Source organism: Rhodococcus aetherivorans, assembly GCF_011058165.1.
GTDB classification, from domain to species: Bacteria; Actinomycetota; Actinomycetes; order Mycobacteriales; family Mycobacteriaceae; genus Rhodococcus; species Rhodococcus aetherivorans.
In genome coordinates this window covers 13,998-40,290 of the sequence record NZ_JAALEG010000039.1, presented here as the reverse complement: position 1 = coordinate 40,290, position 26,293 = coordinate 13,998, and the positions used below count along the sequence as shown (strand labels likewise).

At 68.8% G+C, this 26,293-nt stretch carries 24 protein-coding genes and 1 pseudogene; 5 read left to right on the top strand and 20 right to left on the bottom strand.

The window, feature by feature from the left end:
• Positions 1-4: 4 nt before the first annotated feature.
• The 9 genes and pseudogenes from G6039_RS16490 to G6039_RS31430 all read right to left on the bottom strand — a co-directional run bounded on the left by G6039_RS16490 (position 5) and on the right by G6039_RS31430 (position 8,674).
• On the bottom strand, positions 5-520 hold the full coding sequence (locus tag G6039_RS16490) for a pyridoxamine 5'-phosphate oxidase family protein (RefSeq protein ID WP_006934096.1): 516 nt from the start codon (positions 518-520) through the stop codon (positions 5-7).
• A gap of 7 nt (positions 521-527) precedes the next feature.
• Positions 528-1,367 carry a mycofactocin-coupled SDR family oxidoreductase gene (locus G6039_RS16485; protein ID WP_006934097.1) on the bottom strand — a complete coding sequence of 280 codons (840 nt, stop codon included), beginning with the start codon at positions 1,365-1,367 and terminating at the stop codon, positions 528-530.
• Between the two features lie 30 nt (positions 1,368-1,397).
• Positions 1,398-1,814 carry a MaoC family dehydratase gene (locus G6039_RS16480; RefSeq protein ID WP_006934099.1) on the bottom strand — a complete coding sequence of 139 codons (417 nt, stop codon included), beginning with the start codon at positions 1,812-1,814 and terminating at the stop codon, positions 1,398-1,400.
• Complete coding sequence (locus G6039_RS16475; protein ID WP_043802042.1) at positions 1,811-2,278, bottom strand: hypothetical protein; 468 nt, start codon at positions 2,276-2,278, stop codon at positions 1,811-1,813. Before G6039_RS16475 ends, G6039_RS16480 begins: the two co-directional genes overlap by 4 nt.
• Entirely contained in the window at positions 2,275-3,831 is a 1,557-nt protein-coding gene (locus tag G6039_RS16470; RefSeq protein ID WP_029546543.1) for an AMP-binding protein, read from the bottom strand. The genes G6039_RS16475 and G6039_RS16470 overlap by 4 nt, the downstream gene beginning before the upstream one ends.
• 24 nt (positions 3,832-3,855) lie before the next feature.
• Positions 3,856-4,263 (bottom strand): nuclear transport factor 2 family protein, encoded by a 408-nt coding sequence (locus G6039_RS16465; RefSeq protein ID WP_006934104.1) that lies wholly within the window; start codon positions 4,261-4,263, stop codon positions 3,856-3,858.
• 141 nt (positions 4,264-4,404) lie between these two features.
• Complete coding sequence (locus G6039_RS16460) at positions 4,405-5,484, bottom strand: 2-oxoacid:ferredoxin oxidoreductase subunit beta (protein ID WP_043802038.1); 1,080 nt, start codon at positions 5,482-5,484, stop codon at positions 4,405-4,407.
• Complete coding sequence (locus tag G6039_RS16455) at positions 5,481-7,418, bottom strand: 2-oxoacid:acceptor oxidoreductase subunit alpha (protein ID WP_029546545.1); 1,938 nt, start codon at positions 7,416-7,418, stop codon at positions 5,481-5,483. Before G6039_RS16455 ends, G6039_RS16460 begins: the two co-directional genes overlap by 4 nt.
• 30 nt (positions 7,419-7,448) lie before the next feature.
• Positions 7,449-8,674, bottom strand: a pseudogene (locus tag G6039_RS31430) (acyl-CoA dehydrogenase family protein).
• Positions 8,675-8,761: 87 nt separating this feature from the next.
• Here G6039_RS31430 and G6039_RS16445 point away from each other — a divergent pair.
• The 5 genes from G6039_RS16445 (at position 8,762) to G6039_RS16425 (ending at position 13,246) form a co-directional block, all read left to right on the top strand.
• On the top strand, positions 8,762-9,556 hold the full coding sequence (locus G6039_RS16445) for an SDR family NAD(P)-dependent oxidoreductase (RefSeq protein WP_029546546.1): 795 nt from the start codon (positions 8,762-8,764) through the stop codon (positions 9,554-9,556).
• Between the two features lie 20 nt (positions 9,557-9,576).
• Positions 9,577-10,014: an acyl-CoA thioesterase gene (locus G6039_RS16440; RefSeq protein WP_006934119.1), complete on the top strand. Its 438-nt coding sequence runs from the start codon at positions 9,577-9,579 to the stop codon at positions 10,012-10,014.
• 359 nt (positions 10,015-10,373) lie between these two features.
• Positions 10,374-10,865, top strand: a complete 492-nt coding sequence (locus G6039_RS16435; protein ID WP_144415056.1) for a nuclear transport factor 2 family protein — start codon at positions 10,374-10,376, stop codon at positions 10,863-10,865.
• 33 nt (positions 10,866-10,898) lie between these two features.
• Positions 10,899-11,642, top strand: a complete 744-nt coding sequence (locus tag G6039_RS16430; protein ID WP_006934121.1) for an acetoacetate decarboxylase family protein — start codon at positions 10,899-10,901, stop codon at positions 11,640-11,642.
• 335 nt (positions 11,643-11,977) lie between these two features.
• Positions 11,978-13,246, top strand: a complete 1,269-nt coding sequence (locus G6039_RS16425; RefSeq protein ID WP_043802033.1) for a cytochrome P450 — start codon at positions 11,978-11,980, stop codon at positions 13,244-13,246.
• A gap of 171 nt (positions 13,247-13,417) precedes the next feature.
• Here the strand turns inward: G6039_RS16425 and G6039_RS16420 are convergent, their stop codons facing one another.
• The 11 genes from G6039_RS16420 to G6039_RS16370 form a co-directional block, all read right to left on the bottom strand.
• The gene (locus tag G6039_RS16420) at positions 13,418-14,662 is read right to left on the bottom strand and encodes a cytochrome P450 (protein ID WP_006941607.1); all 1,245 of its coding nucleotides are present in this window, start codon (positions 14,660-14,662) and stop codon (positions 13,418-13,420) included.
• Positions 14,663-14,707: 45 nt separating this feature from the next.
• Positions 14,708-15,541 (bottom strand): mycofactocin-coupled SDR family oxidoreductase, encoded by an 834-nt coding sequence (locus G6039_RS16415; RefSeq protein WP_006941613.1) that lies wholly within the window; start codon positions 15,539-15,541, stop codon positions 14,708-14,710.
• Positions 15,542-15,778: 237 nt separating this feature from the next.
• Positions 15,779-17,470: an FAD-dependent oxidoreductase gene (locus G6039_RS16410; RefSeq protein ID WP_043802030.1), complete on the bottom strand. Its 1,692-nt coding sequence runs from the start codon at positions 17,468-17,470 to the stop codon at positions 15,779-15,781.
• Between the two features lie 24 nt (positions 17,471-17,494).
• Entirely contained in the window at positions 17,495-18,022 is a 528-nt protein-coding gene (locus G6039_RS16405; protein WP_043802029.1) for a nuclear transport factor 2 family protein, read from the bottom strand.
• Between the two features lie 41 nt (positions 18,023-18,063).
• Positions 18,064-18,891 (bottom strand): mycofactocin-coupled SDR family oxidoreductase, encoded by an 828-nt coding sequence (locus tag G6039_RS16400; protein WP_043802027.1) that lies wholly within the window; start codon positions 18,889-18,891, stop codon positions 18,064-18,066.
• A gap of 256 nt (positions 18,892-19,147) precedes the next feature.
• On the bottom strand, positions 19,148-20,422 hold the full coding sequence (locus G6039_RS16395; protein ID WP_043802025.1) for a cytochrome P450: 1,275 nt from the start codon (positions 20,420-20,422) through the stop codon (positions 19,148-19,150).
• Positions 20,419-21,495: an LLM class flavin-dependent oxidoreductase gene (locus tag G6039_RS16390; protein WP_043802024.1), complete on the bottom strand. Its 1,077-nt coding sequence runs from the start codon at positions 21,493-21,495 to the stop codon at positions 20,419-20,421. Before G6039_RS16390 ends, G6039_RS16395 begins: the two co-directional genes overlap by 4 nt.
• Entirely contained in the window at positions 21,480-23,132 is a 1,653-nt protein-coding gene (locus G6039_RS16385; protein WP_206531103.1) for an AMP-binding protein, read from the bottom strand. The genes G6039_RS16390 and G6039_RS16385 overlap by 16 nt, the downstream gene beginning before the upstream one ends.
• 14 nt (positions 23,133-23,146) lie before the next feature.
• The gene (locus G6039_RS16380; RefSeq protein ID WP_051446159.1) at positions 23,147-24,628 is read right to left on the bottom strand and encodes an aldehyde dehydrogenase family protein; all 1,482 of its coding nucleotides are present in this window, start codon (positions 24,626-24,628) and stop codon (positions 23,147-23,149) included.
• Positions 24,625-24,945, bottom strand: a complete 321-nt coding sequence (locus tag G6039_RS16375) for an AtuA-related protein (protein ID WP_006941630.1) — start codon at positions 24,943-24,945, stop codon at positions 24,625-24,627. Before G6039_RS16375 ends, G6039_RS16380 begins: the two co-directional genes overlap by 4 nt.
• Positions 24,942-26,264, bottom strand: a complete 1,323-nt coding sequence (locus G6039_RS16370) for an acyclic terpene utilization AtuA family protein (protein ID WP_006941631.1) — start codon at positions 26,262-26,264, stop codon at positions 24,942-24,944. Before G6039_RS16370 ends, G6039_RS16375 begins: the two co-directional genes overlap by 4 nt.
• Positions 26,265-26,293 lie beyond the last annotated feature (29 nt).

Sequence of the window (26,293 nt, the reverse complement as noted above, 5' to 3'; positions counted from 1 at the left end):
TTGTTCACTCCTTGTTCGGTCGAGGCCCGAGCGAGCCGCCGCGTCCGTCGCCCGGCATCCTGGTCGAGTCGTGACTGACCGCGATGCGAACGGGACGGACTTCCAGGACGACTCGGTTGGGGCTGTCCAGCAGTCGCTGGAAGGCTGCGGGATCGGTCGGAGCATGGCGCTGCGCGAACGCCGCATAGAACCAGCGCTTGGTCTCCGCGTCGGCGTGGACGGTGACGCGGCCGCGGACGGCGAGCATCCGCCTGCCGGGCAGGCCGGTGCCGGCATTCGAGATCACGAGCGTCACGCGGGATTCGCGCATCGCCGCACGTACGTGCGCGCGGTCCTTCGCGGCGGTGAGCCAGAACCGGTCGTCGTGGTGCAGGTAGCTCATCACCACCCCGGCGGGCCACCCGGCCGCCGTACTGAAGGCGAAGGTACATTCGGTCTGCGCCGCAACGAGTTCGGCGATGCCCTCCTCGTCGACCCGCAGCGTACGCAGATCCTCGTTGTCGTCGATTCCGACGGCCATCGTCACATCACTTCACGTACGCGCCGGCGTCCACCGGGAAGGTGACTCCGGTGACGTACCGTGCCTCGTCGCTGCCGAGGAACAGCACCGCGTTGCTGATGTCGATCGATTCGACCCAGGGCACCGGCAGCGTGTTCAGCGACATGAACCCCGGCATCGCCTTCTCCTGCGACGGCTCCGGATCCCCCGGGGAGAACATGCCGTACGTCCCGGGATTCTGGATCATGATGGTGTCGACGTTCGTCGGGTGGATGGTGTTGACCCGGATGCTGTGGGGACCGAGCTCGTTCGCCATGGTCCGCATGAGCCCGACGATGCCGTGCTTGGCGGCGACGTAGTGGGCGACCTGCTGAATGCCCTTGAGGCCACCGATCGAACTGGTGAACATGATGGACCCACCGCGGCCCTGCTCGATCATCGTGGGGATCGCGACGACCGCGGTGTTGAAGACGCCGGTGAGGTTGACGTCGATCATGTCGCGCCACTGCTCGGCGGTGAGTTCCCACGAGCGGCCGTAGGTGGCGATGCCGGCGTTGGCGACCACGATGTCGACGCCGCCGAGCTGCGCCACCCCGTCGTCGAAGGCGCGCTGCAGCGCCGCGCGGTCTCGGACGTCGGCGCGGTGCGCCACGATCCGCCGGTCGAGGGCCTCGACGAGCCGGACGGTCTCCTTGAGCTCGTCCTCGGTGGCCAGCGGGTAGTACGGGGTCACCGAGTCGATGTTCTCGCAGATGTCGACCGCGATGATGTCGGCGCCCTCCTCGGCGAGCCGCAGCGCGTGGCTGCGACCCTGGCCGCGGGCGGCCCCGGTGATGAACGCGACCTTGCCTTCTACTCGTCCTGCCATGATTGTCGCCCCTCTCGTGGGAAATGGTGTCTAGCGATCGGCGGGGAACCGGACGGTTCCGGTGCCTTCGAGAACGCGCGCTCCGCCGAGGACGTCGAGCGTGAGGTCGCAGCGCACCAGGAGGCCGTCGGCTGTCTCCTCCACGTCGGTCACCACGCCCGCGGCCCGCAGCCTGTCACCCTCGAATACGTTGCCGAGGAACCTGAACCGGTATCCGGTGACCCGGTCCACGCCACCGGCCCAGGAGCCGAGCATGGACACGACGTAGGCGATGTTGCTCGGGCCCTGATTGACCGTGCGGTCGCCGAGGCCCAGCGCGCTCGCCGCCTTCCGATCGAAATGGATCGGGTTCGGGTCCCGCATGAGCGCCGAGAGGGTCTTCATCCGGGCCGGATCCACCGCGTCGATGGTGCGCTCGGGAATCTTCTGTCCGACGGTCGGTTTCATGCGTTCTCTCCTCGCCGCGGGAACACGATCGAGTTGGTGGTGGAGGCACAGTGCGCGCCGTCCTCGTCGTGCAGGTCGAGACGGTAGCCGACGATGTCGAAGACGCCGGTGCGCCGGCCCACCTTGCGCGTCGCGGAGACGATCTCGCCCGAGACGCGGTAGGTGGCGCCGACGCGCAGCGGCCGGTGCACCACCGTCTCGGTTTCCCCGGCCATCGGGCCGTCGGCCTCGGTGGCCCCGAACACCGCGAACAACTCGTCCCAGCTCCAGCCCATCGCGCCGGTGGCGACGAGGAACACCAGCACCGGGTGCGCACCGCCGTCGGCGGGGTCGGCGAGCATGCTGTCGAGGACGAGGTGCACCCACCACGGCTCGAGCGTGGCCTGGCCGCCGGGGAAGCGGGTGCCGACCAGTTCGGCGAGTTCGGTCTCGGTCGGCACCCGGCGTCCGGTGTCCACGGTCATCGGGCCGCCGTCGCTTCGAGGTACGGCGCCCGCAGGTCCCGCTTCATGATCTTCCCGGTCGGCGCCTTCGGCAGGGCGTCGACGAAGTCGACCGAACGGGGCTTCTGGTAGGAGGCCAGGTTCCGCTTGGCGGTGTCGATGATCTCCTGTTCGGTGGCGGTGTGCCCGGGCTTGAGCACGACGACGGCCTTGACGACCTCGCCCCACTCGTCGTCGGGGATGCCGATGACGGCGCATTCGAGGACTGCGGGATGGGCGCCGATGGCCTCTTCGACCTGGATGCTGTAGATGTTCTCGCCACCGGAGATGATCATGTCCTTGGCCCGGTCGACGATATAGACGTAGTGGTCCTCGTCCCAGACCGCGACGTCGCCGGTCCACATCCAGCCGTCGCGCAGGGTCTGCGCGGTCAGCTCCGGCTTGTTCCAGTAGCCGAGCATGTTGGCCTCGGAGCGGACCACGATCTCGCCGGGGGTCCTGCCGTCCTTGGGGACCTCGTTGCCGTCGAAGTCGACGACCCGGATCGTGGTGCCGAATCCTTCGCGGCCGCAGGACTTCAGCCGGTGCTCGTTGATGCCGTTGACCGCGTCGAGGTGGTCCTCCTGGGACAGGAACGACATGGTCGTGCCCTCGGTCTGGCCGTATCCCTGGATGAGGGTGCACGGGAACGCCTCGAGCGCGCTGCGCACGATCGCGGACGGCATGGGGCCGCCGCCGTACTGGATGTTGCGCAGGCTCGACAGGTCGTAGGAGTCGAAGTTCTCCACGGCCATCATCCAGTTCAGCATCGTGGTGATGCCGAGGAACGCCGAGACCCGTTCCGACTCGATGATCTCGAGCGCCTGCTTGGCCTCGAAATTGACCAGCACGACCGGACATCCGTGCTTCATGTAGTTCATCGAGAGCACCACCGGGATGTGGTACATCTGGCCGGTGAGCATGTAGACGTCGGTCGGAACGACCCGCTCGGCGACGGTCTGGTTGAGCATGCCGGCGGCCGCGCTGGTGTGCGAGTGCAGCGCGCCCTTGGACTCGCCGGTGGTGCCGCCGGTGTAGAGGATGAAGAACGGGTCGTCTCCCCCGACGCTCGGCGTCCAGATCGGTTCGGCCGGGCTGGAGCTCGCGAGCAGCTCCTCGTACGTCCCGCTTCCGCCCGGGCCGAACTCGAGCCAGTGGTCGACCGTGGTGGATCGACTCAGTTCCTCTGCCACGGACCGGAACTCGGAGGCGGTGATGAGCACCTTCGGGGTGGCGTCGGCGACGAGCCCGAGCAGGGACGGAGTTGCCAGCCGCCAGTTCAGCGGCTGCAGGATCAGTCCCGCTCGGCCGACGGCGAAGAACAGTTCCTGGAACTCGATGCTGTTCTTGGTCAGCACGGCGACGCGGTCGCCCTTCTCCAGGCCGAGTCCGCGCAGTCCGTTCGCCAGGCGCCGGACGCGCTCGTCGAGGTCGGCGAACGTGATGCGGCGATCGTTGGGGACGTCGTACAACGCCATGCGGTTCGGGGTGAGGGCGGCCCACTTGGCGGGGATGAGGCCCTGGTTCATCGTCATGGGTGTCTCCGGATGCGGGAGGGTTCAGTACGGGAGGTCGAGGGCGATGTGCCGCTTGGTGAGCACCCAGTCGCCGCCGCTCCGGGTCCACTCGTCCTCGTACTTGCCCGTGGACAACACCTTCAGCGCACCGTTCTCCGCGGAGGTGATGAGCAGGTAGGACACCGTGCGGACGTTCTTCTCGTCGATCTCGTCGATCAGCAGATTGGTGGTGATGTGCCGCCGCTGGTCGGTCTGCGACTCGTGCGCGCCGCGGAACAGGCCCATGATCTCCTCGCGGCCGTTCAGCGGCCCGATGAGGTCGCCGTCGCCGATCTTCATGGTGAACACGGCGGTTTCGCCGAAGACGCGCTCGACGCCGTCCATGTCGCCGTCGTCGTAGGCGAGCGCGTAGCGGGCGAGGGCGTTTTCGATTTCGTTCCTGAGCGACATTACGACTACTCCTGCCGAGGGGAGGGAAGGAAGGGAGGTGTGATGGCAGTCACTTTATACTAATCATGCGCATTGTCTAGGGGTACGAGGACCCCAGTTTCCGCGCCGAGGGACGGCGATCGACCCTATTCGAACATCGGGCTAATCGGACACAGTCCAGGTGTCGTGCCCGGTCAACAAGGACTGCAGGGAGTCTCGGCGGTCGAGACCGCCGGTGCGGGCGCTCTCGTTCTGCTCCCGCACCAGGTCGTCGTACGTCGGACGGGCAACGCTGCGGAACACGCCGAACACGGTGTGTTCGAGGTCCTGGTCGGACAGCCGCGACAGCGCGAAGGCGTACTCCGGATCGTCGGCGTGCGCATCGTGCACCACGATCGCACCCGGGTCGGCCGTCGCCGTGTCCACCACGCGCAGTCCGAATCCGTCACGGACGACGCACTTCTGGCCCTCGGCGCCGAACACGATCGGCTCACCGTGGCGCAGCGGGATCACCCGCTGCTCGGCGTCCTCCTTGCGCAGCACGTCGAAGGAGCCGTCGTTGAAGATCGGGCAGTCCTGATAGATCTCGACGAACGAGGTGCCCCGGTGCTCGGCTGCGCGGCGCAGCACGTCGGTCAGACCCTTGCGGTCGGAGTCGAGCGCTCGGGCCGCGAAGGTGGCCTCGGCACCGAGAGCGAGGGACAGCGTGTTGAACGGGTGGTCCACCGAACCCATCGGCGTGGACTTGGTGATCTTCCCGACCTCGGACGTGGGCGAGTACTGCCCCTTCGTCAGGCCGTAGATCCGGTTGTTGAACAACAGGATCGTGAGGTTCACGTTGCGGCGCAGCGCATGGATCAGGTGGTTTCCGCCGATCGAGAGGGCATCGCCGTCACCGGTGACCACCCACACCGACAGGTCGGGCCGGGTGACGGCCAGACCGGTCGCGATCGCCGGCGCACGGCCGTGGATGGAGTGCAGGCCGTAGGTCTCGAGGTAGTACGGGAACCGGCTCGAACAGCCGATGCCCGAGACGAACATCAGGTTCTCGCGCCGCAGGCCGAGTTCGGGCAGGAAGTTACGGATCGCGGCCAGAATGACGTAGTCACCGCAGCCCGGGCACCAGCGCACCTCCTGGTCGCTCGTGAAGTCCTTGGCCTTCTGCGGGGTGTCGGTCGTCGGGACGAGCGCGGTGGCACTCAGTCCGAGATCGGTGCCCACGCGGCTGATCAACTCGGTCATGCCGATTCCTCCTCGCGGTCCGGCTCCGGACGGTACTCGGCCGCAGCCAGCGCGGCGGTGGTCTTGGCGTGTTCCAGCTCGCGCAGGGTGCCGGCGAGCGCGGCATCGATCGCGTCGACGATCTCGTCGGCGAGGAAGGCCAGGCCCTGAACCTTGGTCACCGGCTGGACGTCGACAAGGTAGCGCGCCCGCAGCACACTCGTCAGCTGTCCCAGGTTCATCTCGGGCGCGATCACCGTGCGGTACCGGCCGAGCACCTCACCGAGGTTGCGCGGCAACGGGTTCAGGTGCCGCAGGTGCAGGTGGGCGACCGCGGTGCCGCGACGCCGGGCCCGGCGGCACGCCTCGCCGATCGGCCCGTAGGAACTGCCCCATCCCACGATCAGCAGTTCCGCCTGCCCCGACGGATCGTCGACCTCGGCGTCCGGGACCGAGATCCCGTCGATCTTCGCCTGGCGCAGGCGCACCATCAGATCGTGGTTGGCCGGGTCGTAGGAGATGTTGCCGCTGCCGTTCGCCTTCTCGAGGCCACCGATCCGGTGCTCGAGGCCGGGCGTTCCGGGGATCGCCACGGTGCGGGCCAGGGTTTCGCGGTCCCGGGCGTAGGGGCGCAGGGGCGCACCACCGGCGTCCGGGCCCGTCTCGTAGCCCGGCTCGATCGGGGCGAGCTCGTCTACCCGCGGGATCTGCCAGGGTTCGGAGCCGTTGGCGATGGCGCCGTCGGACAGCAGCAGCACCGGGGTCCGGTAGGTCAGGGCGATGTGGGCCGCCTCGACCGCGGTGGCGAAGCAGTCGGCCGGCGAGCGCGGCGCGAGCACCGCGACCGGCGACTCACCGTTGCGCCCGTACAGCGCCTGCAGCAGGTCGGATTGCTCGGTCTTGGTCGGCAGGCCCGTCGACGGTCCGCCGCGCTGCACGTCGATCACCACGAGGGGGATTTCGGTCATCACGGCCAGGCCGATGGCCTCGCTCTTGAGGGCCAGGCCCGGACCGGAGGTGCTGGTGACGCCCAGGGCGCCGCCGATGGAGGCCCCGACTGCCGCGCCGATGGCGGCGATCTCGTCCTCCGCCTGGAAGGTGGTCACGCCGAGGCTGCGGTGCTTGGTCAGCTCGTGCAGGATGTCGGAGGCGGGAGTGATCGGATACGTCCCGAGGAACACCTCGAGCCCGGACAGCTCACCGGCGGCCACCAGGCCGTAGGCCAGGGCGGTGTTGCCGGTGATCTGCCGGTACGTACCGGGCGGCAGGTCCGCCTTGGCCACCTCGAACGTCGTCGCGAACGTCTCCGTGGTCTCGCCGTAGTTCCACCCGGCGTGGAATGCGAGCAGGTTGCCCTGGGCGACCTGCGGCTTCTTGGCGAACTTCGTGCGCAGGAACTCCTCGATCCGCCCCACCGGCCGGTTGTACATCCACGACAGCAGCCCGAGCGCGAACATGTTCTTCGCGCGTTCCCCGTCCTTGCGGCTCAGGCCGGCCGGCTCGACCGCCCCGACCGACAGGCTCGACATCGGCACCTGGTGGATCACGAACTCGTCGAGGCTGCCGTCCTCGAGCGGGCTGGCGGCGTAGCCGACCTTGGACAGGTTGCGCTTGGTGAACTCGTCGGTGTTGACGATGACGGTGCCGCCGCGCGGCAGGTCGCCGATGTTCGCCTTCAGCGCCGCCGGGTTCATCGCGACGAGGACGTCCGGGCGATCACCCGCGGTGAGGATGTCGTGGTCCGCGATCTGGATCTGGAACGACGACACGCCGGGCAGCGTGCCCTGCGGTGCCCGGATCTCGGCGGGGAAGTTCGGCTGCGTCGCGAGGTCGTTGCCGAACGCGGCCGCTTCGGAGGTGAACCGGTCGCCGGTCAGCTGCATGCCGTCGCCCGAGTCGCCCGCGAAGCGGATGACGACTCGCTCCAGCTTGGTGGTGTTCGCGTCCGTTGTCATGGGTGCCTGCCTCTGGTCCGCATTCTGCCCCTAATGGGCTTCCTTCACGAGTTGCTTGGCCAGGGAATCGAAGATCACCTCGGTCGAGCCCTCGTAGATCCGCATGGGACGGGCCTCCCGGTAGAGGCGCTCGAGCTTCCCGCCGCGCACGAGCCCGAAGCGGCCCATGATCTGCACCGAGCGGTCGACGACGCGGGCGGCCGCCTCGGTGGCGCCGACCTTTGCCATCGACGACAGGTGCAGATTGGCGCGTGCGTCGCGGGCCGACGCGGCGGCCGCGCGGTAGGTCAGCGAGCGCGCCATCTCGATGTCGGTCCAGCAGGAGGCGAGGTGCTCGGGCACCGATCCGAGACGCGCGAGGCTGACGCCGAAGCCCTCCCGGGTCTTGGCGTGGGCGACCGCCTCGTCCAGCGCGGCCTGGGCCACGCCGACGGCGGCGCCGGCCACGGACACGCGGAACGTGGCGAGGGTGGCGAGGACGAGCCCGAAGCCCTTGCCCGGTTCCCCCGATGCGGTTGCCGACCGGTACCTCGACGTTCTCGAGGATGACGTCGCTGAGCACGTGGGGCGCGATGATCTGGTGCGGGCGCTCGATGCGCAGGCCGGGCGCGTCGGCCGGGACCAGCACGAGGGAGTATCCGTCGCCCTCGCGGGCGAGGATGCTGTAGAAGTCCGCGTCGCCGCCGTTGGTGATGAAGGACTTGTGCCCGTCGACGATCAGCTTGCCGTCGCGCTCGACGACGGTGGTGCTGAGTGCCTTGAGATCGGAGCCGACGTGCGGCTCCGTCAGGCCCAGCGCGGCCACGGCCTCGAGCCGGGCCACCTTGGGCAGCCACTCCGCCTTGAGTTCCTCGGAGCCGCCGACGCTGATGCAGTAGCTGCCGATGCCCTGCATGCCGAACATGGAGTCGAGGTGGGCCGACTCGGCGGCGAGGGCCTCGCGCACGATGGTCACCGCGAGCGAGTCGACCTTCTCGAAGCGACCACCGTAGGCAGCCGGCACGACGACCTCGGTGAGCCGGGACGCGGTCAGCCGCTTGCGGACGTCCGGATCGAAGCTGTCCGCCTCGTCGGCGCGCGCGGCGATGTCGGCACACTCGGCCGCGAGGTCCCGGGCTTCCCGCTGGAGGTCGAGGTACCGCTGCGGCAGGGCGAACAGGTCCTGCTGGTCGTCACTCACCTTGTACTCCGTTCTGGCGATGCGTCCGATCCACCGGGTGCGACACGGCGGTGTGACTCGGCGCGGTCTCGGCCATTGTCGTGAACTGGATCACTATCCGCTAATCTATGATCACAATAGCAAGGAATTGGGTACCGTCAACCAGGACCAGTGGAGGAACTCGATGACCGATTCAACAACCGGCCGGACCCGCCCGGGGTTCGACCCCGTCCGCGCGTTCGATCTGACCGACCGCACGGCGATCGTCACCGGCGGCAGCCGGGGCCTCGGCCGCGCCATGGCGTTCGGGCTGGCTCGCGCCGGCTGCGACGTCGTCATCGCCAGCCGTGACCTGGCCTCCTGCCAGGCCACCGCCGACGAGATCACCGAGGAGACGGGACGCAAGACGCTTGCGCATTCGTTCCACGTCGGACGATGGGAATCGATCGAGGAACTCGTCGAGGCGGCCTACGGTCACTTCGGGAAGATCGACGTGCTGATCAACAACGCGGGCATGTCCCCGCTGTACGACAGTCTCGACACCGTCAGCGAAACGCTGTTCGACAAGGTGATCGGGGTGAACCTCAAGGGCCCGTTCCGGCTCGCGGCACTCGTCGGAACCCGCATGGCGCAGGGCGACGGCGGATCCATTATCAACATTTCCAGCGCCGGGTCCGTGCACCCCAGGCCGGACATCCTTCCCTACGCCGCCGCCAAGGCCGGACTCAACGCCGTTACGATCGGCATGGCGCACGCGTTCGGTCCCACGGTGCGCAGCAACGCAATCATGGCCGGCACCTTCCTCACGGACGTGAGCAACTCGTGGGACATGGAGGCGTTCTCCCAGCGGGCGCAGCGCTTCGCCGCCAAGCGCGGCGGACAGCCCGACGAGATCGTCGGCGCCGCCCTCTACCTCGCGAGCGACGCCTCGAGTTTCACGACCGGCTCCATCGTCACCGTCGACGGCGGCCACCCCTGATCCACCCGGAAGGACACGACATGACCACCGCCACCACCGCCGTCACGCAGCAGCGCTTCCAGCTCGCCTACGGCGACTGCGACGCCGTCGGGATCTCGTACTTCGCCATCAACTACCCGTGGATGGAACGCACGTACAGCGTCTGGCTGCACTCGTTCGGCCTCGACAGCCACACGTTGCTCGACACCGTCGGCGTCTACACCGTGGGCCTGAAGTCGGAGTGCCAGTACATCACCAGCTGCGAGGTGTTCGACGAGCTGACCTGCACGGTCGTCCTCGACCACCTCGGCACCACCTCGTACGCGCTGGGATTCGACTTCGAGCGCGGCGACGAACTCGTCGCTCACGGCAAGATCACGTTCGCCGTGCGCGGCGCCGATGGAAACAAGGCCCCGATCCCGGAGCGGCTGCTCGCCGCCCTCCGGACGCTGGAGCCGCCGAAGACGACGCAACCGTAGTTCCCGCGCGAGTTCCCGCGCGCGAAGGGGGCGTCCACTCCACCGAGTGGACGCCCCCTTCGGCATCTTCGGCGTGCGCGAAATCCATTGACAATTCCCAAATTCCGCATGCAGTCGTCAGCATCGGTGATCTGGATCACTTCGACTCCGATCCCGAACCGTCCGCGGAGGCGCTCGCCCCTGAGCGACGCAACTCCCGCTCGACCGTCGATTCGACGATCCGCAGAGGCCCGAGCCACCGCAGGAGAGCCCCCGTCCCATCCCAGCCGATGCGCGAGCATCGACGGCGGCTTTCCTCGGGACGGACCTGTCGACCGGCGCGGGAGCAGCCCGCCCCGGAATCACGAAAGCGAATGGACATGGGAACCAACGAAAAGAAGGTCGTACAGAACTGGCTCGCCGCCGTCCGCGGCGATTCGGAGGGGGTGGGAGACGCGTTCACCCGCTACTTCCATCCCGATGCCACCTGGACCCTCATCGGATCCACTCCCATCTCGGGCACCTACAAGGGTCTCGAGTCCATCCAGAACGACTTTCTCGGCGCGAACTTCCGCGGCGAGGAGCGCGAAGGCCCGTCCGTGCAGGGCCTGAGCCAGGAGTACGGCATCAAGCCACTCGAGGTCGAGGACGTCCTCTCGCTGGAGGACGGGCGCGTCGTCGTATTCTGCCGCTCGGATGGCATGGGCCGCAACGGGGTTCCGTACAAGAACCAGTACTGCTGGATCGTCACCGTCCGCGACGACAAGATCGCGGCCATGCTCGAGTTCTGCGACACCGCCCTGATCGAGCAGGCGCAGTTCGACAAGATGATCGTCCCCCGGGGTACCACCACTCCCGTCTACGAACACTGATCCGCCACATTTCCCTCGACGCAAGGAGCAATCATGGCCAAGCAGGGACGACTCACCCGGGAGAAATTCGGCTACACGATGCCGGTGGACGAGCCGCTCTACCCGAAGCCGCCCGTCTACTATCGCGACATGGAGACCATCACGGTCGCCTACGAGACCGACGAGAACGCCGCGCTCGACCTCCTTCCGGAGGCAGCGGGTTTCGAACTCACTCTCCCCGCAACCGTCCGCATCGTCATCGCCAAGATGCCGTTCACCACGTTCGGTGCGTACGAGGAGGCTTACCAGTTCCTCGACTGCACGTGGGAGGGCGAGCCGTGCATCTATCCCGTCCGCATCCTGCTCAACCAGGAGTCGGCACTCGCCGCCGGCCGTGAGATCTGGGGCAACCCCAAGAAGTTCGGCCACATCGAGTGGCAGCAGGAAAGCGAGGTCATGCAGGGAATCGTGGAACGTCCCAAGGGAAGCCGCATCTGCACCGTACAGATGAAGCCGGAGCGTCCGGTCGACCTCGAGCCCTACGACATGAAGCCGATGGGCCTCCGGGTCATCCCGAATCCCGAGGGTGGGGACCCGTCGCTCGCGGATCTGGTGCTCAACTCCTGCCGTGTGACCCCGAAGCAAGCATGGTCCGGGCGCGGCTCGATCTCGTTCGGTGTGGAATCCGAACTCGATCCATGGCACACCCTGCCGATCAAACGGATCACAGACGCCCTCTACGTCCGCTCGGACATGGACGTCGCGCCGACAGCGAAGGTCGTCAAACGGTTCTTCTAACCCGCTGCGGGTCCAGCATGTGCAGCCGACTCGGATCGGACGACGAGTACGACGCGGCGCTCGCCGACTACCGCCGGCGTGGCAGCACCCTCGAGCTGGACGGCAGATTCGGTGCGGGCGCCCACTCCTCACGAGTGGGCGCCCGTTCCCGTCGAGAACTCGTTTCACCAATATGCGTTGACATCATTCGAATCGTATTTATAGTTATCAGCACCTAGTGATCCGGATCACTGTCCACCTCCGGCCCCAGACCCTCGGCGGAGCGGCACGACCCCGACCGGTGCTCCGGCACCGATCCTGCTCGACCCTCGATTCGACGATCAGGAGATCCCAGAGTGACCGCAGTCGATCCCCGCCCCATCGCCCCCGACATCCTCTCCCCCGAGTTCCTCGACAACCCGTACCCGCTCCACCGCGTGTTGCGCGACCACTACCCGGCCCTGCACCACGAGGGCACGGACAGCTACCTGATCAGCAGGTACGCCGACTGCGCCGAGGCCTTCCGCAGCCCGAAGTTCTCCAGCCGCAACTACGAATGGCAGCTCGAGCCCATCCACGGCCGCACGATCCTGCAGATGGAAGGGCGCGAGCACTCCACGCACCGCGCGCTGCTCAACCCGTTCTTCCGCGGCAACGGACTCGAACGCTTCATGCCGGCCATCACCCACAATGCCGCCCAGCTGATCGGCGACATCGTCGCGCGCAACGCCGGCGAGCTGCTCGGCGCGGTGGCCCGGCAGGGCGAGGCCGAACTCGTCTCCCAGTTCACCAGCCGATTCCCCATCAACGTGATGGTCGACATGCTGGGCCTGCCCAAGAGCGATCACGAGCGGTTCCGCGGCTGGTACTTCTCGATCATGGCCTATCTCAACAACCTGGCCGGAGACCCCGAGATCAACGCCGCCGCCGAACGCACCCATGTCGAGCTGCGCGAGTACATGCTGCCGATCATCCGCGAACGACGCTCGGGCGACGGCGGCGATCTGCTCTCGCGCCTGTGCCGCGCGGAGGTCGACGGCGAGCAGATGTCCGACGAGGAGATCAAGGCCTTCGTCAGTCTGCTCCTCGTCGCCGGTGGCGAGACGACGGACAAGGCCATCGCCAGCATGATTCGCAATCTGATCGACCATCCCGAGCAGATGCGGGCCGTGCGCGAGGACCGCACCCTCGCCGACCGCGTCATCGCCGAGACGCTGCGGTATTCCGGACCCGTCCACATGATCATGCGCCAGACCGAGGACGAGGTGCAGATCGAGGACTCGACCATCCCCGCAGGGGCGACGTGCATCATGATGCTCGCGGCCGCCAACCGCGACGAGCGCCACTTCTCGAATCCGGACGAGTTCGACATCTTCCGAACCGACCTCAACGTCGACCGAGCATTCAGTGGTGCGGCCAACCACGTGCAGTTCATCCTCGGCCGCCACTTCTGCGTGGGCTCTATGCTCGCGAAGACGGAGATGACCATCGCGCTGAACCTCGTGCTCGACACGATGGACTCGATCGAGTACCAGGACGGCTTCGTACCGCGCGAGGAGGGCCTCTACACCCGCAGCATCCCCGAACTGCGCGTGAAGTTCGAACCGACCGGGAAGCTCGGCTGACAGCCGCGACAGCCGGCCGTCCGCGCATGCGATCGCGTACGCGGACGGCCGGCACTGCCGCGTCGGCGAAAGACGGCACTGCCGCGTCGACGAAAGACGGCACTGCCGCGTCGGCGAAAGACGGCACTGCCGCGTCGACGAAAGACGGCACTGCCGCGTCGGCGAAAGACGTTACTGCAGCGTGTAGTCCGTCAGTACCCGGCGACCGGGCGTGAAGGTGGCCGGGATGCGCTGGTAGCCGGTGTTCACGCCCTGTCGCGGGTACGGCTGCAGCGCCGCGAGGTCGACGTCGTAGTCCGGCATCCGTTCGAGCACCTGGCTGATCAGAGCGTGCGACATGTACCGGCCGAGGTGCGAACCGGCGCAGCGGTGCACACCGATGCCGAAGGCGGTGTGCCGGTTGGGCCACCGTTCGATGTCGATCTCGTCGGGCTTGTCGAACAGTTCCGAATCGCGATTGGCGGAGGCCCACGACAGCAGCACCCGGTCGCCCTTCTGCATGGGGCAGCCGTGGAACTCGACGTCGTGCGTCACGGTGCGGGCGAGCGCCTGGGTCGGCGAGAAGTACCGCAGGAACTCCTCGATGGCGTGATCGAGGAGATCGGGGTGGTCGATGAGACGCTGCCGCACGTCCTTGTGGCGGCTGAGCCAGACCAGCGAGTTGCTCACCAGGGACGCGGTGGTGCCGACGCCGCCGGAGATGAGCAGGTCGACGATCGCGAACACGTCGTGATCGTTCATCGGGCTGCCGTCGACCTCCTGCTGGACGAGGTAGCTGATGATGTCGTCCTTCGGATCCCGTCGCCGTTCGGTGATGGTCTGCTCGATGCGTCCGGCCAGGTACGGGAAGTCGACCTCGACCGCGCGGGTGTGCTCGGGGGTGCCCGGAATTCCCGCGAGCACCTGGAAGTGGGCGTTGGAGTAGCGGCGCCACTCCGAGACGTCGAGTCCGAGCCACTCCACCGTGACGATCGAGGGCACTCCGATGACCGACGTCAGGTCGCACTCACCGCTCTCGATCACGCTGTCGATGAAGCCCGCGACGTGCCGGTCGATGGTGGGCTTCATCTTCTCGACGGCGGCCGGCGCACTGACCGGGTTGACGATCCTGCGGTACTTGCGGAACTCCGGGGGATCGAGCTCGATCGGAATATGGTCGTGATGCGGGGTTTTCGGGATCACCACGGACAGCCCGTCGCCGCCGTACTCGCTGCGCGCCGAGGAGAACGTCTCGTCGTCGCGGGCGGCGTCGAAGACCGAACTGTAGTCGGAGAGCACCCAGTATCCGCCGTGAGCGGGAGTCCAGCCGATCTTGACGGTTTCGCGGATCTTCCGGTACGACTCGGCCGGGTCGGCCGAGTGCTCGGGCGAATTGTGGTCGAAGTGGACGACCGGACAGCGAGCGGGGCTTTCCATCGTGCGTTCCTTCCGAGACGGGATTCGTTGGCGGCGAATCGGGTTCTAGGCCTTGGCGAGCAATCCGGCGTCGATGGGCAGGACCACGCCGGTCACGTACCGGGCCTCGTCGGAGGCCAGCCAGACCAGGGCATTGCTGATGTCGACGGCCTCGACCCAGGGGACGTCGAGTTCGTTGCGCCGGCGGCAGTGGTCGACGATGTCGGCCTGCGTGGGCGACTCGAGGTCCGGACGGTAGATGCGGTACATGGCGTCGTTCTCGATCATGTCCGTCCGGACGGTGCCGGGGTTGAGGGTGTTGACCCGGATGCCGTGTTCCCCCAGCTCGTTGGAGAGGGTGCGCATGAGGCTGACGACCCCGCCCTTGCTGGCCGCGTAGTGCCCGAGGTTGCGGCTCGCCCGGATCGCCGCGACCGAGCTGGTGAGCACGATCGCACCGCCGGTACCCTGCTCGATCATCCGGGGCACGACGGCCCGCACGGTGTGGAAGACACCGGTGAGGTTGACGTCGATGACGTTCTGCCATTCCTCGTCGCTGAGATGCCAGGTGGGCGTGAAACTGACGATGCCGGCGTTGGCGCTGACGATGTCGAGGTGCCCGAACTCGTCGACGGCGTCGGAGACGAGGAGGTCGAGGGCCGCCTGGTCACGCACGTCGACCACCCGGGACAGGCAGCGGCGGCCCGTCGCCTCGACGAGCCGGTGGGTCTCGGCGAGGTCGTCGGTGGTGGCGAGCGGATACGCGACCGTGTCGACGTCCTTGCAGGAGTCGAGGATCACGACGTCGGCACCCTCCTCCGCGAGGCGGACGGCGTTCGATCGTCCCTGACCCCGGGCGGCGCCGGTGACCAGCGCGACCTTTCCGGCTACTCGTCCCATGGGTGCTCCCGTTCTCATTGTATGCGTACTGTGACGAACCGCACTCTAATGCTTATCATGATTATTAGCTAGTGAGCCCGCAAGGTCCGAAGGTCCCCGATCGCCGGACACCTACGTCCCGTGCCGGCACAGGTTCCGGAGCCGCGCGCACGGCAGTCAGCCGCGACAGCAACGAACGGCTGTCGCGGCTGACTGGGGACCGCGCGGATATTCGGCAGGGATCCCTCCCCTGATCCGTCAGGCGAGCGACACCGGCCGCAACGGCGCCGCGGCCGGATCCGCCGACGGATCGGCCGCACGGAGCGACGCCCTCGCCGCGGCCCGGCCCGCCCGGTAGCCGAATACCAGGGCAGGGCCCAGGGTTCCGCCGGCTCCGCCGTAGACCATGCCGGTGGGGGCCGCCATGACGTTCCCGGCGGCGAACAGGCCGGGGATGACCCGATCGTCGACGTCGAGGACCGCGCCGTCGGCGTCGGTGCGCGGACCGCCCTTCGTGCCGAGCGTGCTGCTGTGGATCTGCACCGCATGGAAGGGGGCCCGCGCGACGGGTCCCAGGGTGGATTCCACGCCGGGGTACCTGTTCTTGTCCCCGACGAACCCGTCGTACACGCTCTCGCCGCGGTGGTACTCGCTGTCGTGGCCCCGGCGCACGTCCTCGTTCCAGTGGGCGACCGTCGATTCGAGGGTGTCCGCGGGGACGTCGATCTGCCGTGCCAGATCGGCGAGAGTGTCGGCCCGCACGACCCACTCCGGGGCTTCGGTGCCCGGCGCGGCCCCGAACGCCCCGTACTTCTCGACGTGGTCGGCGTCGAAGATCAGCCAGCACGGCTGGTTCAGGTAGTCGAAGTCGTGCGCGTCGAGCTGGTGGAACGCCCCACCGAGCGCGTTGTAGTTGGTCGCCTCGTTGGTGAACCGCCGGCCGAGCCGGTTGACCATGATCGAGTGCGGCGCAGTGCGCTCCCGGTGCACGAGCTGGACGGCCTGGGCACCGTTCGCCCGTTGCCCGGGCAGCACCGCGACCGGCGCCCACCAGGCCTCGCGCATGTTGCCGAGCTGCGCGCCGACGCGCATCGCCATGCGCAATCCGTCCCCCGTGCACGTGGGCACGGTGGCGGGGTGCGCCATCGGTCCGCGCAGGAAGTCGCGCCGCAGCCGCTCGTCCCATTCGAAGCCGCCGGTGGCGAGCACGACGCCGTGCTCCGCGCGCACGTCGTGCGCCCCGTTCCGCCCCTCGAACCGCACGCCGGTGATGCGGCCGGACTCGTCCTGGATCAGCCGCACGCCCCGCTCCCCGGTGTGCACGGCGACGCCCTCGTCGAGGCAGCCCTGGAGCAGGGCCGCGATCATGCCGCGGCCCAGGCCCTCCACGCGGTCCCGCTCCCGCTGCTCGAGCACGTCGGGGGGAAGGTGGCCGGTGCCGCCGCCGATGGGGGTCTCCGCGACCGTCATACGGCGCGGGACCCCGACGAGCTTGTCCTCCCATCGGCCGAGGTCGATGAAGCTGAACAGGTCGGGTTCGAGGGAGCGTCCGCCCTGCGGCATCCCGCCGGGCCGCTCGGGGTGGTAGTCGGGGTAGCCGGCGACGAGGCGCATCTTCAGCGGCGTGGTGTCGAGCCAGTCGAGCAGTTCGGGAACGGTGTCGACGAACGCCTCCGCGAGTTCGGGCAGGATCATCCCGTGCGACAGGGATTCGAGGTAGGCGAGGGACTGCTCGCGCGAGTCGACGATCCCCGCCTCCCGCGCGTACCGGTTGTTCGGCAGCCACGCCACGGCGCTCGACAGGCACGTGGTACCGCCGAGCAGTTCGCCCTTCTCGAACACGCCCACGCGGGCACCGCACCGGGCGGCCGACAGGGCGGCGCACAGTCCGGCACCCCCGCTGCCGAGCACGATGACGTCGTAGGCGTCCGATCCGTCGTTGTCTTGCATCGTAATTCCCTCTCTCGGGATGGTTCAGTCGAAGGTGGGTGACGGACTCGGCCGGAGTCGTCCGTCCTGCTCGGCGGGGGACGGCGGGTCGGGTGCGGCCCCGGCCGTGAGGACCGTCCCGTACGTCGCGGTCGGCGTCGCGTACCGGACCTCGAGCCGGCGTTCGCCGAAGTACCAGCGCCCGGCCCGTCTCACGTAACGGTCGTGGTACCGCAACGCGAGAATGCTCTGCACCCCCGCCTGCGCGAACTCGACGTGGCAGGGCACGACCCCCTGCGCCGTGTCCTCATCGGTGAAGTCCACTGTGCCGGGGTGCGGGGTGTGCACGCTGACCCCGTCGTATCCGTCGAGCGCGGCACGAACGTAGGTGATGATCGCGTCCCGCCCCCACAGCGATTCCGACAGACCGTGGAACGCGGCGTCCGGCGTATACAGCGCGGCCAGCGTCTCCATGTCGTGGTCGTCGACGGCCAGGGCGTACCGCGTCGCCAGTTCGCGGATCTCGAGGACATCCTCCGTCCGTCGCGGGTGGCGGTCCCGGCCGTCGAGCATGTCGTGTCCTTCCGTCGCAGAGCGCGTTTCGGGGCCTGTCACTACTTCACCAGGGCGCCGGCGTCGATCGGCATCGTGATGCCGGTGACGTAGCGGGACTCGGCTCCGGCGAGGAACAGAACGGCGTTGCTGACGTCGTCGGGCTGCACGAACGGGACGTCGAGGGCGTGCATGCCGTGCAGCAGCGGTTCGACCTGTTCCCGGGTGGGCTGCGGCTCGTCCGGGAGGAACAACTTGTAGATCGCGTCGTTCAGCAGCATGCGGGTCTCCACGTTGGTCGGCAGGACCGCGTTGACCCGGATACCTTCGGGGCCGAGTTCGTTGGCGAGACTGCGCATCACGCCGAGCACGCCGTGCTTGGCCGCCGCGTAGTGGGCGTTGTTCGGCAGGCCCTTCAGTCCGGCGATGGAGCTGATCAGCACGATGCTGCCGCCGCGGCCGCCGGCACGCAGGTGCGGGACGGAGGCCTTCACCGTGTTCCACACGCCGGTGAGGTTGATGTCGATCATGTCGCGCCAGATATCGTCGGTGAGATCCTCGACCGGATAGCTGCCGGCGATCCCGGCGTTGGCGACGACGACGTCGAGGCGGCCGAACCGCTCGACCCCCGTCGCCACGGCCTTGGCGACCGCGGCCGAATCCCGCACGTCCGCTTCGGTGGCGACGATCTGCCGCCCCTCGGCCTGCACCAGGCGGACCGTCTCGTCGAGGTCCGCCCGGGTGGCCATGTCGTACGGGGCGCCCTGCACCGGAGCGCACAGGTCGATCGCGATGATGTCGGCGCCCTCGCGGGCGAGGCGCACCGCGTGGTTGCGCCCCTGTCCCCTCGCCGCACCGGTGACGAAGGCAACCAGGCCGTCGAATCCCATGACGTGAACCTCTCTCTCGACTCGCTCTTCGGTTCGCGTCACGGACCGGGCGACCGTCCCCGCGAGGAGGCCGGCCGGGCTTGCGTGCAGAGCGGTGGATCGCGAGACGCGAGAAGAACGGAAACGGAAGAAATCTCTGCATATGATTATGCTCACATCGGACCCGGGAGGTCAATGGTCGATTCGGCGAGCACCCCCGGGTTCACGGTCCGCCCGTCCCGTTCCACCGGCGCGAAATCTCTTGAAGATGAACCTTTCAGATCGAGAAGGGGCGCGCGTTCCCGGCAGTGGGGCCGATACGCGGTCCCGGCGTGAAGCGCGCGGGAATTCGCTTCCAACCGGGATTGACCGCCTGGTGCGCGAACGGTACCACCCGATCGTGCAGGATCTCGTAATCCGGCATGCGGCACAGGATCTGGCCGAGCATCTCGACGGACAGCGCACGGGCGATGTGCGCCCCGGCGCACCGGTGCACACCCATGCCGAACGCCGTGTGCCGGTTCGGCCACCGCTCGATGTCCACGGTGTCCGGGTCGTCGAACGCCTTCGGGTCGCGGTTCGCCGACGCCCAGCCGAGGAGCACGCGATCGCCCGTGCGGAAGTCGTGCCCGAGGAACTCGACATCACGAGTCACCGTGCGGGCCAGGGCCTGCGTGGGCGAGAAGACGCGCAGGAACTCCTCGATCGCCCGCGGCAGCTTCTCCGGGTGCTCGGCGAGGGTGCGACGCAGCTCGTGGTTGCGGTCGAGGTACATCAGCGTCTGGCTGACGAGGGAGGCGGTGGTGCCCACGCCGCCGGAGATCAGCAGCTCCGCCATGGCGAATACCTCGTCGTCCGTCACCGGCCGGCCGTCCACCTCCGAGCCGACGAGGTGACTCAGCACGTCGTCCCGCGGCCGTACGCGCCGCTCGGCGATCGCGGCCCGCAATTGCTCCTCCATCCACGGGAACTCGACGGAGATGGCGTGCTCGAACTCCGGCGTGCCCGGCAGGTCGGAGAGCGCGGCGTGATGGGCGTGCGCGTACCGCTCCCAGTCCGCCGGCGGCAGGCCGAGCCAGTCGATCGTCACCACGGCCGGCACGCCGATGACCGTCGCGAAGTCGCACGTGCCGGCCTCGATGACCTGGTCGATGAACCACGTCGTGTACTTCTCGATCGCCGGCCGCAGGTGCTCGACGGCCGCCGGGGAGGTCAGCGGGTTGATCAGCTTGCGGTACTTGCGATGTTCCGGAGGATCGAGTTCGACGGGGATGTGGTGGTTCACCGGCGTCTTGGGGATGACGGTGGCCAGGCCGTCGCCGCCGTAGGGGCACCGCGCGGACGAGAAGGTCTGGTCGTCGCGGGCGGCCTCGAACACGCCGTCGTAGTCGGTGAGCACCCAGAAGCCGCCGTGACGGGTCGACCGGACCACCGGCCCTGCCGCCCGCATCCGACGGTAGGAGCCGACCGGGTCCTCGGCGTGCGCGGCGGAGTTGTGGTCGAAGTCGACCACGGGACAACGCGGTTCGGTGCTCCGGTCGTCGAGCGTCATCGGACTTCTCCTGTCGGGCTCGTGGACGCCATCGCCGAGGGGGCCACCATGGTGCGGGCGTCGATCGACACGATCTCGCGCATTCCGGGAACGATGTCGCGGCCGAGGTCGTCGAGGTACGCGACGACGTCGTCGGCCGTCATGTCGGGCCACTGCGCGCGCACGATCACCGGATCGACCGGCACCTGCGCCGCGAGAGCGCGCAACTGGCCGAGACAGTCGTCGGGGGTTCCGACGATCGCCTCCGCGGCGGCGACCTGCCGGAATCGTTCGGTGAGGGCGGTGGCATCGCGGGTGTCCAGTTCCCGCTGCGCGTAGGCCAGGAGGCGTTCCCGCGCCATGGATTCGAAGCGCCGGAACGCGTCCTCGGTGGTGGCGCCGGGAACGATCTCGCGGCGCAGCGGATGCCGCGCCACCGGCGGCCGCCCGTGCTTGTGCCGCGCCGCGGCATAGACGCCGAACATGCGGTGCATGTCGTCGGTCCGGGTTTCGGGCGTCACCGGCCACGCGTCGCCCAGTCGTGCGGAGCGCCGGACGCCGGAATCCTTCAGTGCGCCGATCCAGATCGGCGGGTGGGGATCCTGCCAGGGACGGATGTGGGTCTTGACCCTGTCGAGCCGCCAGAACCTGCCGTGGAAGTCGACCTCGTCCTGCGTCCACATGAGCCGGATGATCTGCAGCGCCTCGTCCATCATGGCGAACCGCCGGTCGAAGTCGACGCCGAACGCGGCGAACTCCTCGCGCCGGTATCCCGCGCCGGCGCCGACGATGAGGTTGCCCCGGGTCAGGATGTCGAGGGTGGCGAGTTCCTCGGCGAGCGCGACCGGATGGAACAGCGGCACCTGCACCACCATCGTGCCGATCTTCACGCCGGGGTCCAATTCGGCCGCGATCCGCGCCAGGGTCGGGATCGGCTGCAGCCAGCGCAGGTTGCCGTAGATGTAGTGGTGGCCCATCACGATGTAGCGCACGCCGTTGCGCTGCGCGGCCTCGACCTGGCGCAGCAGTCCGTCGAGGTGCTCGCGCGGCGACAGCGTGGAGTGCACGTCGCCGAGGATCACACCCAGGTCCATGTCTTCCTCGCTTCCGTCGACGGCTCGAGCAGCCAGTGCCGCAGCTTCGCCTTGGCAACCTTGTTCAAGGTGGCGCGCGGGAACTCCGGTACCAGGTGGACCTCGCGCGGTCGTTTGAAGTCGGACAGCAGTTCTGCGCAGGCCCGTTCGATGTCGGCCGGCAGGCCGTCGGGCGCGGCGCCGTCCGGGATCACGAAGGCGACCGGGACGTCGCCGAGCATCGGGTCCGGTTTCGCCACGACGGCGGCCTCCCGGACGCCGGGCACCGCCGCGACCACGCGTTCGATCTCGGCGGCGGCGACGTTCTCACCGCCGACCTTGAGCATGTCCTTGGACCGCTCGACGAACCACAACTGCCCGGAGCGGTCCTGGCGCACCCGGTCTCCGGTGCGGAACCAGCCGTCGGCGGTGAAGGCCTCCCGCGTCGCGTCGTCGTTGTGCAGGTACCCGGCGAACAGGGACACACCCGGTGTTCCGCGCACCCACAGGTCACCCACCGTGCCGGGCTCGACGGGACGGCCGTCGTCGCCGACGACGGCGACGGCGTACTCGGGGGCCGGACGTCCCATGGTCCCGTCGGGGTCGGGATGGGCCAGTTCGCTGACGACGGGGTGCGACACGGTCTCCGTCATGCCGAACCATCCGGTCATGCGGATCCCGTCGGCCACCGAGTGCTGCGTCGCGCTGCCCGACCAGTGCCGGTAGGTGTGGCCGGCCGGAACGGGAGCACCGTCGAGGGCCCGGAGCATGAACGACACCACCGATGCCCACGTGCACCGGTGCCGGAGCGAGACGTCCCAGAAGCGGGACGCGGAGAACTTCGGGGTAAGCACCACGGTGGCCCCCACCCACAGCAGTCCCAGAAACGAGTAGCCCAGGGCGTTGGTATGGAACAGCGGCAGAGTGATCAGTCCGACGTCGGTGCCCCGCAGCCCGGCGTGGGCGGCGTTGACCCGGGCGGCCCAGAGGCAGTTGGCGTGTGTCCAGACCACGGCCTTGGGCCGCGCCGTCGTCCCGGAGGTGTACTGGATGCTCGCGGGCGCGAGCGGATCGATGGACACCGGCGCGGGTGCCCCGGCGGCCCGTCCGAGCGCGCCGAGGCTGCCGGACGCCCTTTCGGGCACGGTACCCCCCGGTGCCGCGGCCTCGAGGGTCTCGGTGCCGCCGGTCGTCGCGATCCACTCCAGGCCGGGCATGGCGGCCCGCGCGGCCTCGGCCGACCGGGTTCCGATCAGCGCGGCCCGGGGGGCGCAGTGCCGGTCGTAGTAGGCGAGTTCGTCGGCGCTGCTGCGGGTGTTGAGGCACACCGCGACCGCGCCGGTCGACACGATCGCCGCCCATCCGACGAGGAAGTCGGGGCAGTTGTCCATCAGCAGCACCACACGGTCACCGGGTGCGATGCCGCGCGCCTGCAGTCCGGCCGCGAGCCGATCCACCGCGGCGGCGAATTCCGCATAGCTCCAGCGCTGCGCCTCGGCGCCGGTGTGCGGCTCCCAGATGAGGAAGGTCGTCTCCGGCCGGTCGGTGCGCCACCGGTCGAGCAGCCACGGCACGGTACGGCTTCCGGTAGACGCGCGGACGGCGAGGTCGGGTGCCGGTCCGTCGAGGATCGGGTACGCGGGAGCGTGTGCGGGCATTCGGGTTTCGGTGGTCACGACGGCACCTGCCAGTTCAGGTGCCTGATCCGGAAGAACTCGGCGAACCCGTCCTCGCCCATCTCGACGCCGGTGCCGCTGCGCTTCGATCCGCCCCATGGCACGTCCGCCCGCATGGGGCCGCCACCGTTGATCGCGACGGTGCCGGTGTCGAGGCGCCGAGCCACGGCCACCGCCTCGGCGTGGTCGCCGAAGACGCTCGCGTTGAGTCCGTACGGGGAGTCGTTCGCGACGGCGACCGCCTCGTCGACGTCCCGGTACGGAAGGACCACCGCGACGGGAGCGAACAGTTCCTCCCGGCAGATCTCGGCGGAGTTGTCCACACCCGTCACCAGGGTCGGCGGCAGGAACCAGCCCTTGCCCACCGGCCGCTCGCCGGCGACCGAGATGCGGCCGCCGGCGGCGACGGCGCGGTCGAGGTAGCCGCGCACGCGCGCGAGGTGCTCGGCGGAGATCAGCGGCCCCACTTCGGTGCGCTCGTCGAACGGGTCGCCGGTCGGCACGTTCTCCTCGATGAAGCCCGCTGCCAGATCGAGGAATTCGTCGATGCGATCGTGTGGAACGAGGATCCGGGTGGTGGCGCCGCAGCCCTGTCCGGCGTTGCGGCAGAACCGCAGGATCGACGGTCCCACGGCGGTGGACAGGTCCGCCGACGGGAGAAGGATGTTGGGGGACTTCCCGCCGAGTTCGAGCACGACCTTCTTGTGGGTGGCCGCGGCCTGTGCCATCACGGCCGCACCGACGGCGGAGGATCCGGTGAAGCTCACCATGTCCACCCCGGGGTGGGAGCTGAGCAGTTCGCCCACGGCCGGTCCACCCGGCACGAGATTCAGCACGCCGGGCGGCAATCCGGCCTCGTCTGCGAGGTGCATGAAGGCCAGCGCGGACAACGTGCCCCGCGGCGAGGGCAGCAGGACCACGCTGCAGCCGGCGGCGAGCGCGGGCGCCACCTTCCACGAGATCATGTTCAGCGGGTAGTTGTACGGCACGATCGCCGAGACCACGCCGATCGGCTCGCGCAGCAGGAGGCTCTCGGACGACACCGCGCCGCGGATGCCGGGCAACCGCTCCTGGTAACCCCCACGGGGACCACGCAGCGCCGCGTCGGCGAACCACCGGAAGTTGATCGCCGGCTGCGCGACCTGCAGGGTGCGGGCCAGACCGATGGGTGATCCGACCTCCCGCACGACCAGTTCGGTGAGTTGCCCGGCGTGCTCGTCGATCAGGTCCGCCAGCCGCCGCAGGACCTTGGCGCGCTGGTCCGGGGAGGCGGCGCGCCATTCCCCGGCGTCGAAGCTGCGGCGGGCGGCCGTGATCGCGCGTTCGGTCTGCTCCCGGTCAGCGGCGGTCCACCGTGCCAGCGCCTCCTCGGTGGCGGGATCGATCGAGTCGAACGTCTCGCCGCGCCCGGTCTCCCCTCTGCCGCCGACGTGCACGGACGGGCCGTGCGCCGCCCGGGCGAACAGGTCGTGGATCATCGCCTCTCCTCGCGTCCCGGAACGTCGATGTCGAGAATCAGGGACTGGTAGGACTTTCCGTGCGGGTCCACCCGCAGGGACTTGGAGACCCCGCCCGCGAGGGCACGGGTGAGGACGAAGTTCAGGCAGCAGTTCACCGGGATCTCGTAGCGGGTCACCTCGCCCTCGACGAGGTTCCCGAACGCCTCGGCGACGATGTCCTCGGTGAGCACCGACCGGAGCCAGTCGTAGTCGGCGTCGTCGTGCGGGAACACGCAGATGTTGCTGGTGTCGCCCTTGTCGCCGGAGCGGCTGTACGCGACGTCACGAAGTTTCATGCGGTGGTCACCTCCACGGACAGGGGTACCTCGCTGCGGGGCAGCAGGGCGGGGGTCACGACGACGGCGGGGACGACCGAGGTGACCACGCCACCGCCACCTGCGGGACCGAAGTACAGGTATTCGACCTCGTAGGCGGCGGCCTTGGCGACGTCGGGATCGAGGGCCCGGGCCGCGAGCCGCAGCCGCACCTCCGCCGGCTCGCCGCCGGCGATCCGGTCGCCGAAGAGGGTGTCGACGCCGTGCAGTTCGATCCGCAGTTCGTCGATCTGCGCCCGGATCGGTTCGAGGCGCCGGCGCACGATCTCCTCGGCGCGACGGGCGCGGTCGACGCAGCCCGGTCCGCCGTAGGAGATCTCGGCGACGGCCTTGTATCCGAGGTCGACGCCGACGAGCACCTTGAGGGTGTCGGGCCGGGCGGATCCGCGGGCGCCGGACAGGCGTACCCGGTCGGGCCCGGCCTGTTCGATCCGCACGTCGCTGAAGTCCGCGGTCACGTCGGGGGTGAGATAGCGCGCGGGATCGTGGATCTCGTAGTAGAGCTGGGTGCGGGTGGTGCGCAGGTCGACGGCCCCGCCGGTGCCGTCGAGCTTGGTGACGATCAGCTCGTCGTCGTCGATCTCGGCCAGGGGGAAGCTCAGGTTGTGCGGGTCGGGGACGACCCGGTACGGCGGGTCCTCGAAGTTGCCGCCGGTGCTGTGGACGCCGCACTCGAGCAGGTGCCCGGCGAGGGTCGCGGTGCCGACGCGGTCCCAGTCGTCGAGCGACCATCCCAGCTCGTGGCAGATCGGCCCGACGAACAGGGACGGGTCGGCGATCCGGCCGCCGAGCACGATCTGGGCGTCCTGCCGCAGGCAGTCGACGATCGGATCGGCTCCGATGTAGGCGTTGGCGGAGACGATCCGGTCGGCGAGCGCGCGCGTGGTGGTGCCGAGTTCGGGGAGCGCGACGTCGGCGGCCGTGACGGCGTCCCGCACGTCGTCGCCGCGGATGATGCCGATCCGGGTCCCCCCGAGCCCCAGAGCGCGCAGATTGACGGCGAATTCGGCCGCCGCGGCGTCGGGATTGGCGGCACCGAAGTTGCCGACGACGCGGCCTCCCGACGCGAGGAAGCGGCGCAGGATCGGCACCAGGGCGGAGATGCGTTCGTCCTGGCCGGCCGACGGATCGCGCAGGCGGCGGATCTGGGCCAGCGCCATCGTGCGTTCGGCCAGGCAGTCGAAGCCCATGTACCGGACCCGGCCGCTGTCGGCCATGGCGGCCGCTGTCTCGAGCCGGTCGTTGGCGTAGGCCGAGCCCGAGCCGATACTCAGCTGCATTGGTACCTCGTCTCGTTGCGTGCGTCGGC

Excerpts from the sequence above, each read along its gene's own strand:
- G6039_RS16490 (WP_006934096.1), bottom strand. The coding sequence starts at position 520 with ATGGCCGTCGGAATCGACGACAACGAGGATCTGCGTACGCTGCGGGTC.
- G6039_RS16485 (WP_006934097.1), bottom strand. The coding sequence starts at position 1,367 with ATGGCAGGACGAGTAGAAGGCAAGGTCGCGTTCATCACCGGGGCCGCC.
- G6039_RS16480 (WP_006934099.1), bottom strand. The coding sequence starts at position 1,814 with ATGAAACCGACCGTCGGACAGAAGATTCCCGAGCGCACCATCGACGCG.
- G6039_RS16475 (WP_043802042.1), bottom strand. The coding sequence starts at position 2,278 with ATGACCGTGGACACCGGACGCCGGGTGCCGACCGAGACCGAACTCGCC.
- G6039_RS16470 (WP_029546543.1), bottom strand. The coding sequence starts at position 3,831 with ATGACGATGAACCAGGGCCTCATCCCCGCCAAGTGGGCCGCCCTCACC.
- G6039_RS16465 (WP_006934104.1), bottom strand. The coding sequence starts at position 4,263 with ATGTCGCTCAGGAACGAAATCGAAAACGCCCTCGCCCGCTACGCGCTC.
- G6039_RS16460 (WP_043802038.1), bottom strand. The coding sequence starts at position 5,484 with ATGACCGAGTTGATCAGCCGCGTGGGCACCGATCTCGGACTGAGTGCC.
- G6039_RS16455 (WP_029546545.1), bottom strand. The coding sequence starts at position 7,418 with ATGACAACGGACGCGAACACCACCAAGCTGGAGCGAGTCGTCATCCGC.
- G6039_RS16445 (WP_029546546.1), top strand. The coding sequence starts at position 8,762 with ATGACCGATTCAACAACCGGCCGGACCCGCCCGGGGTTCGACCCCGTC.
- G6039_RS16440 (WP_006934119.1), top strand. The coding sequence starts at position 9,577 with ATGACCACCGCCACCACCGCCGTCACGCAGCAGCGCTTCCAGCTCGCC.
- G6039_RS16435 (WP_144415056.1), top strand. The coding sequence starts at position 10,374 with ATGGGAACCAACGAAAAGAAGGTCGTACAGAACTGGCTCGCCGCCGTC.
- G6039_RS16430 (WP_006934121.1), top strand. The coding sequence starts at position 10,899 with ATGGCCAAGCAGGGACGACTCACCCGGGAGAAATTCGGCTACACGATG.
- G6039_RS16420 (WP_006941607.1), bottom strand. The coding sequence starts at position 14,662 with ATGGAAAGCCCCGCTCGCTGTCCGGTCGTCCACTTCGACCACAATTCG.
- G6039_RS16415 (WP_006941613.1), bottom strand. The coding sequence starts at position 15,541 with ATGGGACGAGTAGCCGGAAAGGTCGCGCTGGTCACCGGCGCCGCCCGG.
- G6039_RS16410 (WP_043802030.1), bottom strand. The coding sequence starts at position 17,470 with ATGCAAGACAACGACGGATCGGACGCCTACGACGTCATCGTGCTCGGC.
- G6039_RS16405 (WP_043802029.1), bottom strand. The coding sequence starts at position 18,022 with ATGCTCGACGGCCGGGACCGCCACCCGCGACGGACGGAGGATGTCCTC.
- G6039_RS16400 (WP_043802027.1), bottom strand. The coding sequence starts at position 18,891 with ATGGGATTCGACGGCCTGGTTGCCTTCGTCACCGGTGCGGCGAGGGGA.
- G6039_RS16395 (WP_043802025.1), bottom strand. The coding sequence starts at position 20,422 with ATGACGCTCGACGACCGGAGCACCGAACCGCGTTGTCCCGTGGTCGAC.
- G6039_RS16390 (WP_043802024.1), bottom strand. The coding sequence starts at position 21,495 with ATGGACCTGGGTGTGATCCTCGGCGACGTGCACTCCACGCTGTCGCCG.
- G6039_RS16385 (WP_206531103.1), bottom strand. The coding sequence starts at position 23,132 with ATGCCCGCACACGCTCCCGCGTACCCGATCCTCGACGGACCGGCACCC.
- G6039_RS16380 (WP_051446159.1), bottom strand. The coding sequence starts at position 24,628 with ATGATCCACGACCTGTTCGCCCGGGCGGCGCACGGCCCGTCCGTGCAC.
- G6039_RS16375 (WP_006941630.1), bottom strand. The coding sequence starts at position 24,945 with ATGAAACTTCGTGACGTCGCGTACAGCCGCTCCGGCGACAAGGGCGAC.
- G6039_RS16370 (WP_006941631.1), bottom strand. The coding sequence starts at position 26,264 with ATGCAGCTGAGTATCGGCTCGGGCTCGGCCTACGCCAACGACCGGCTC.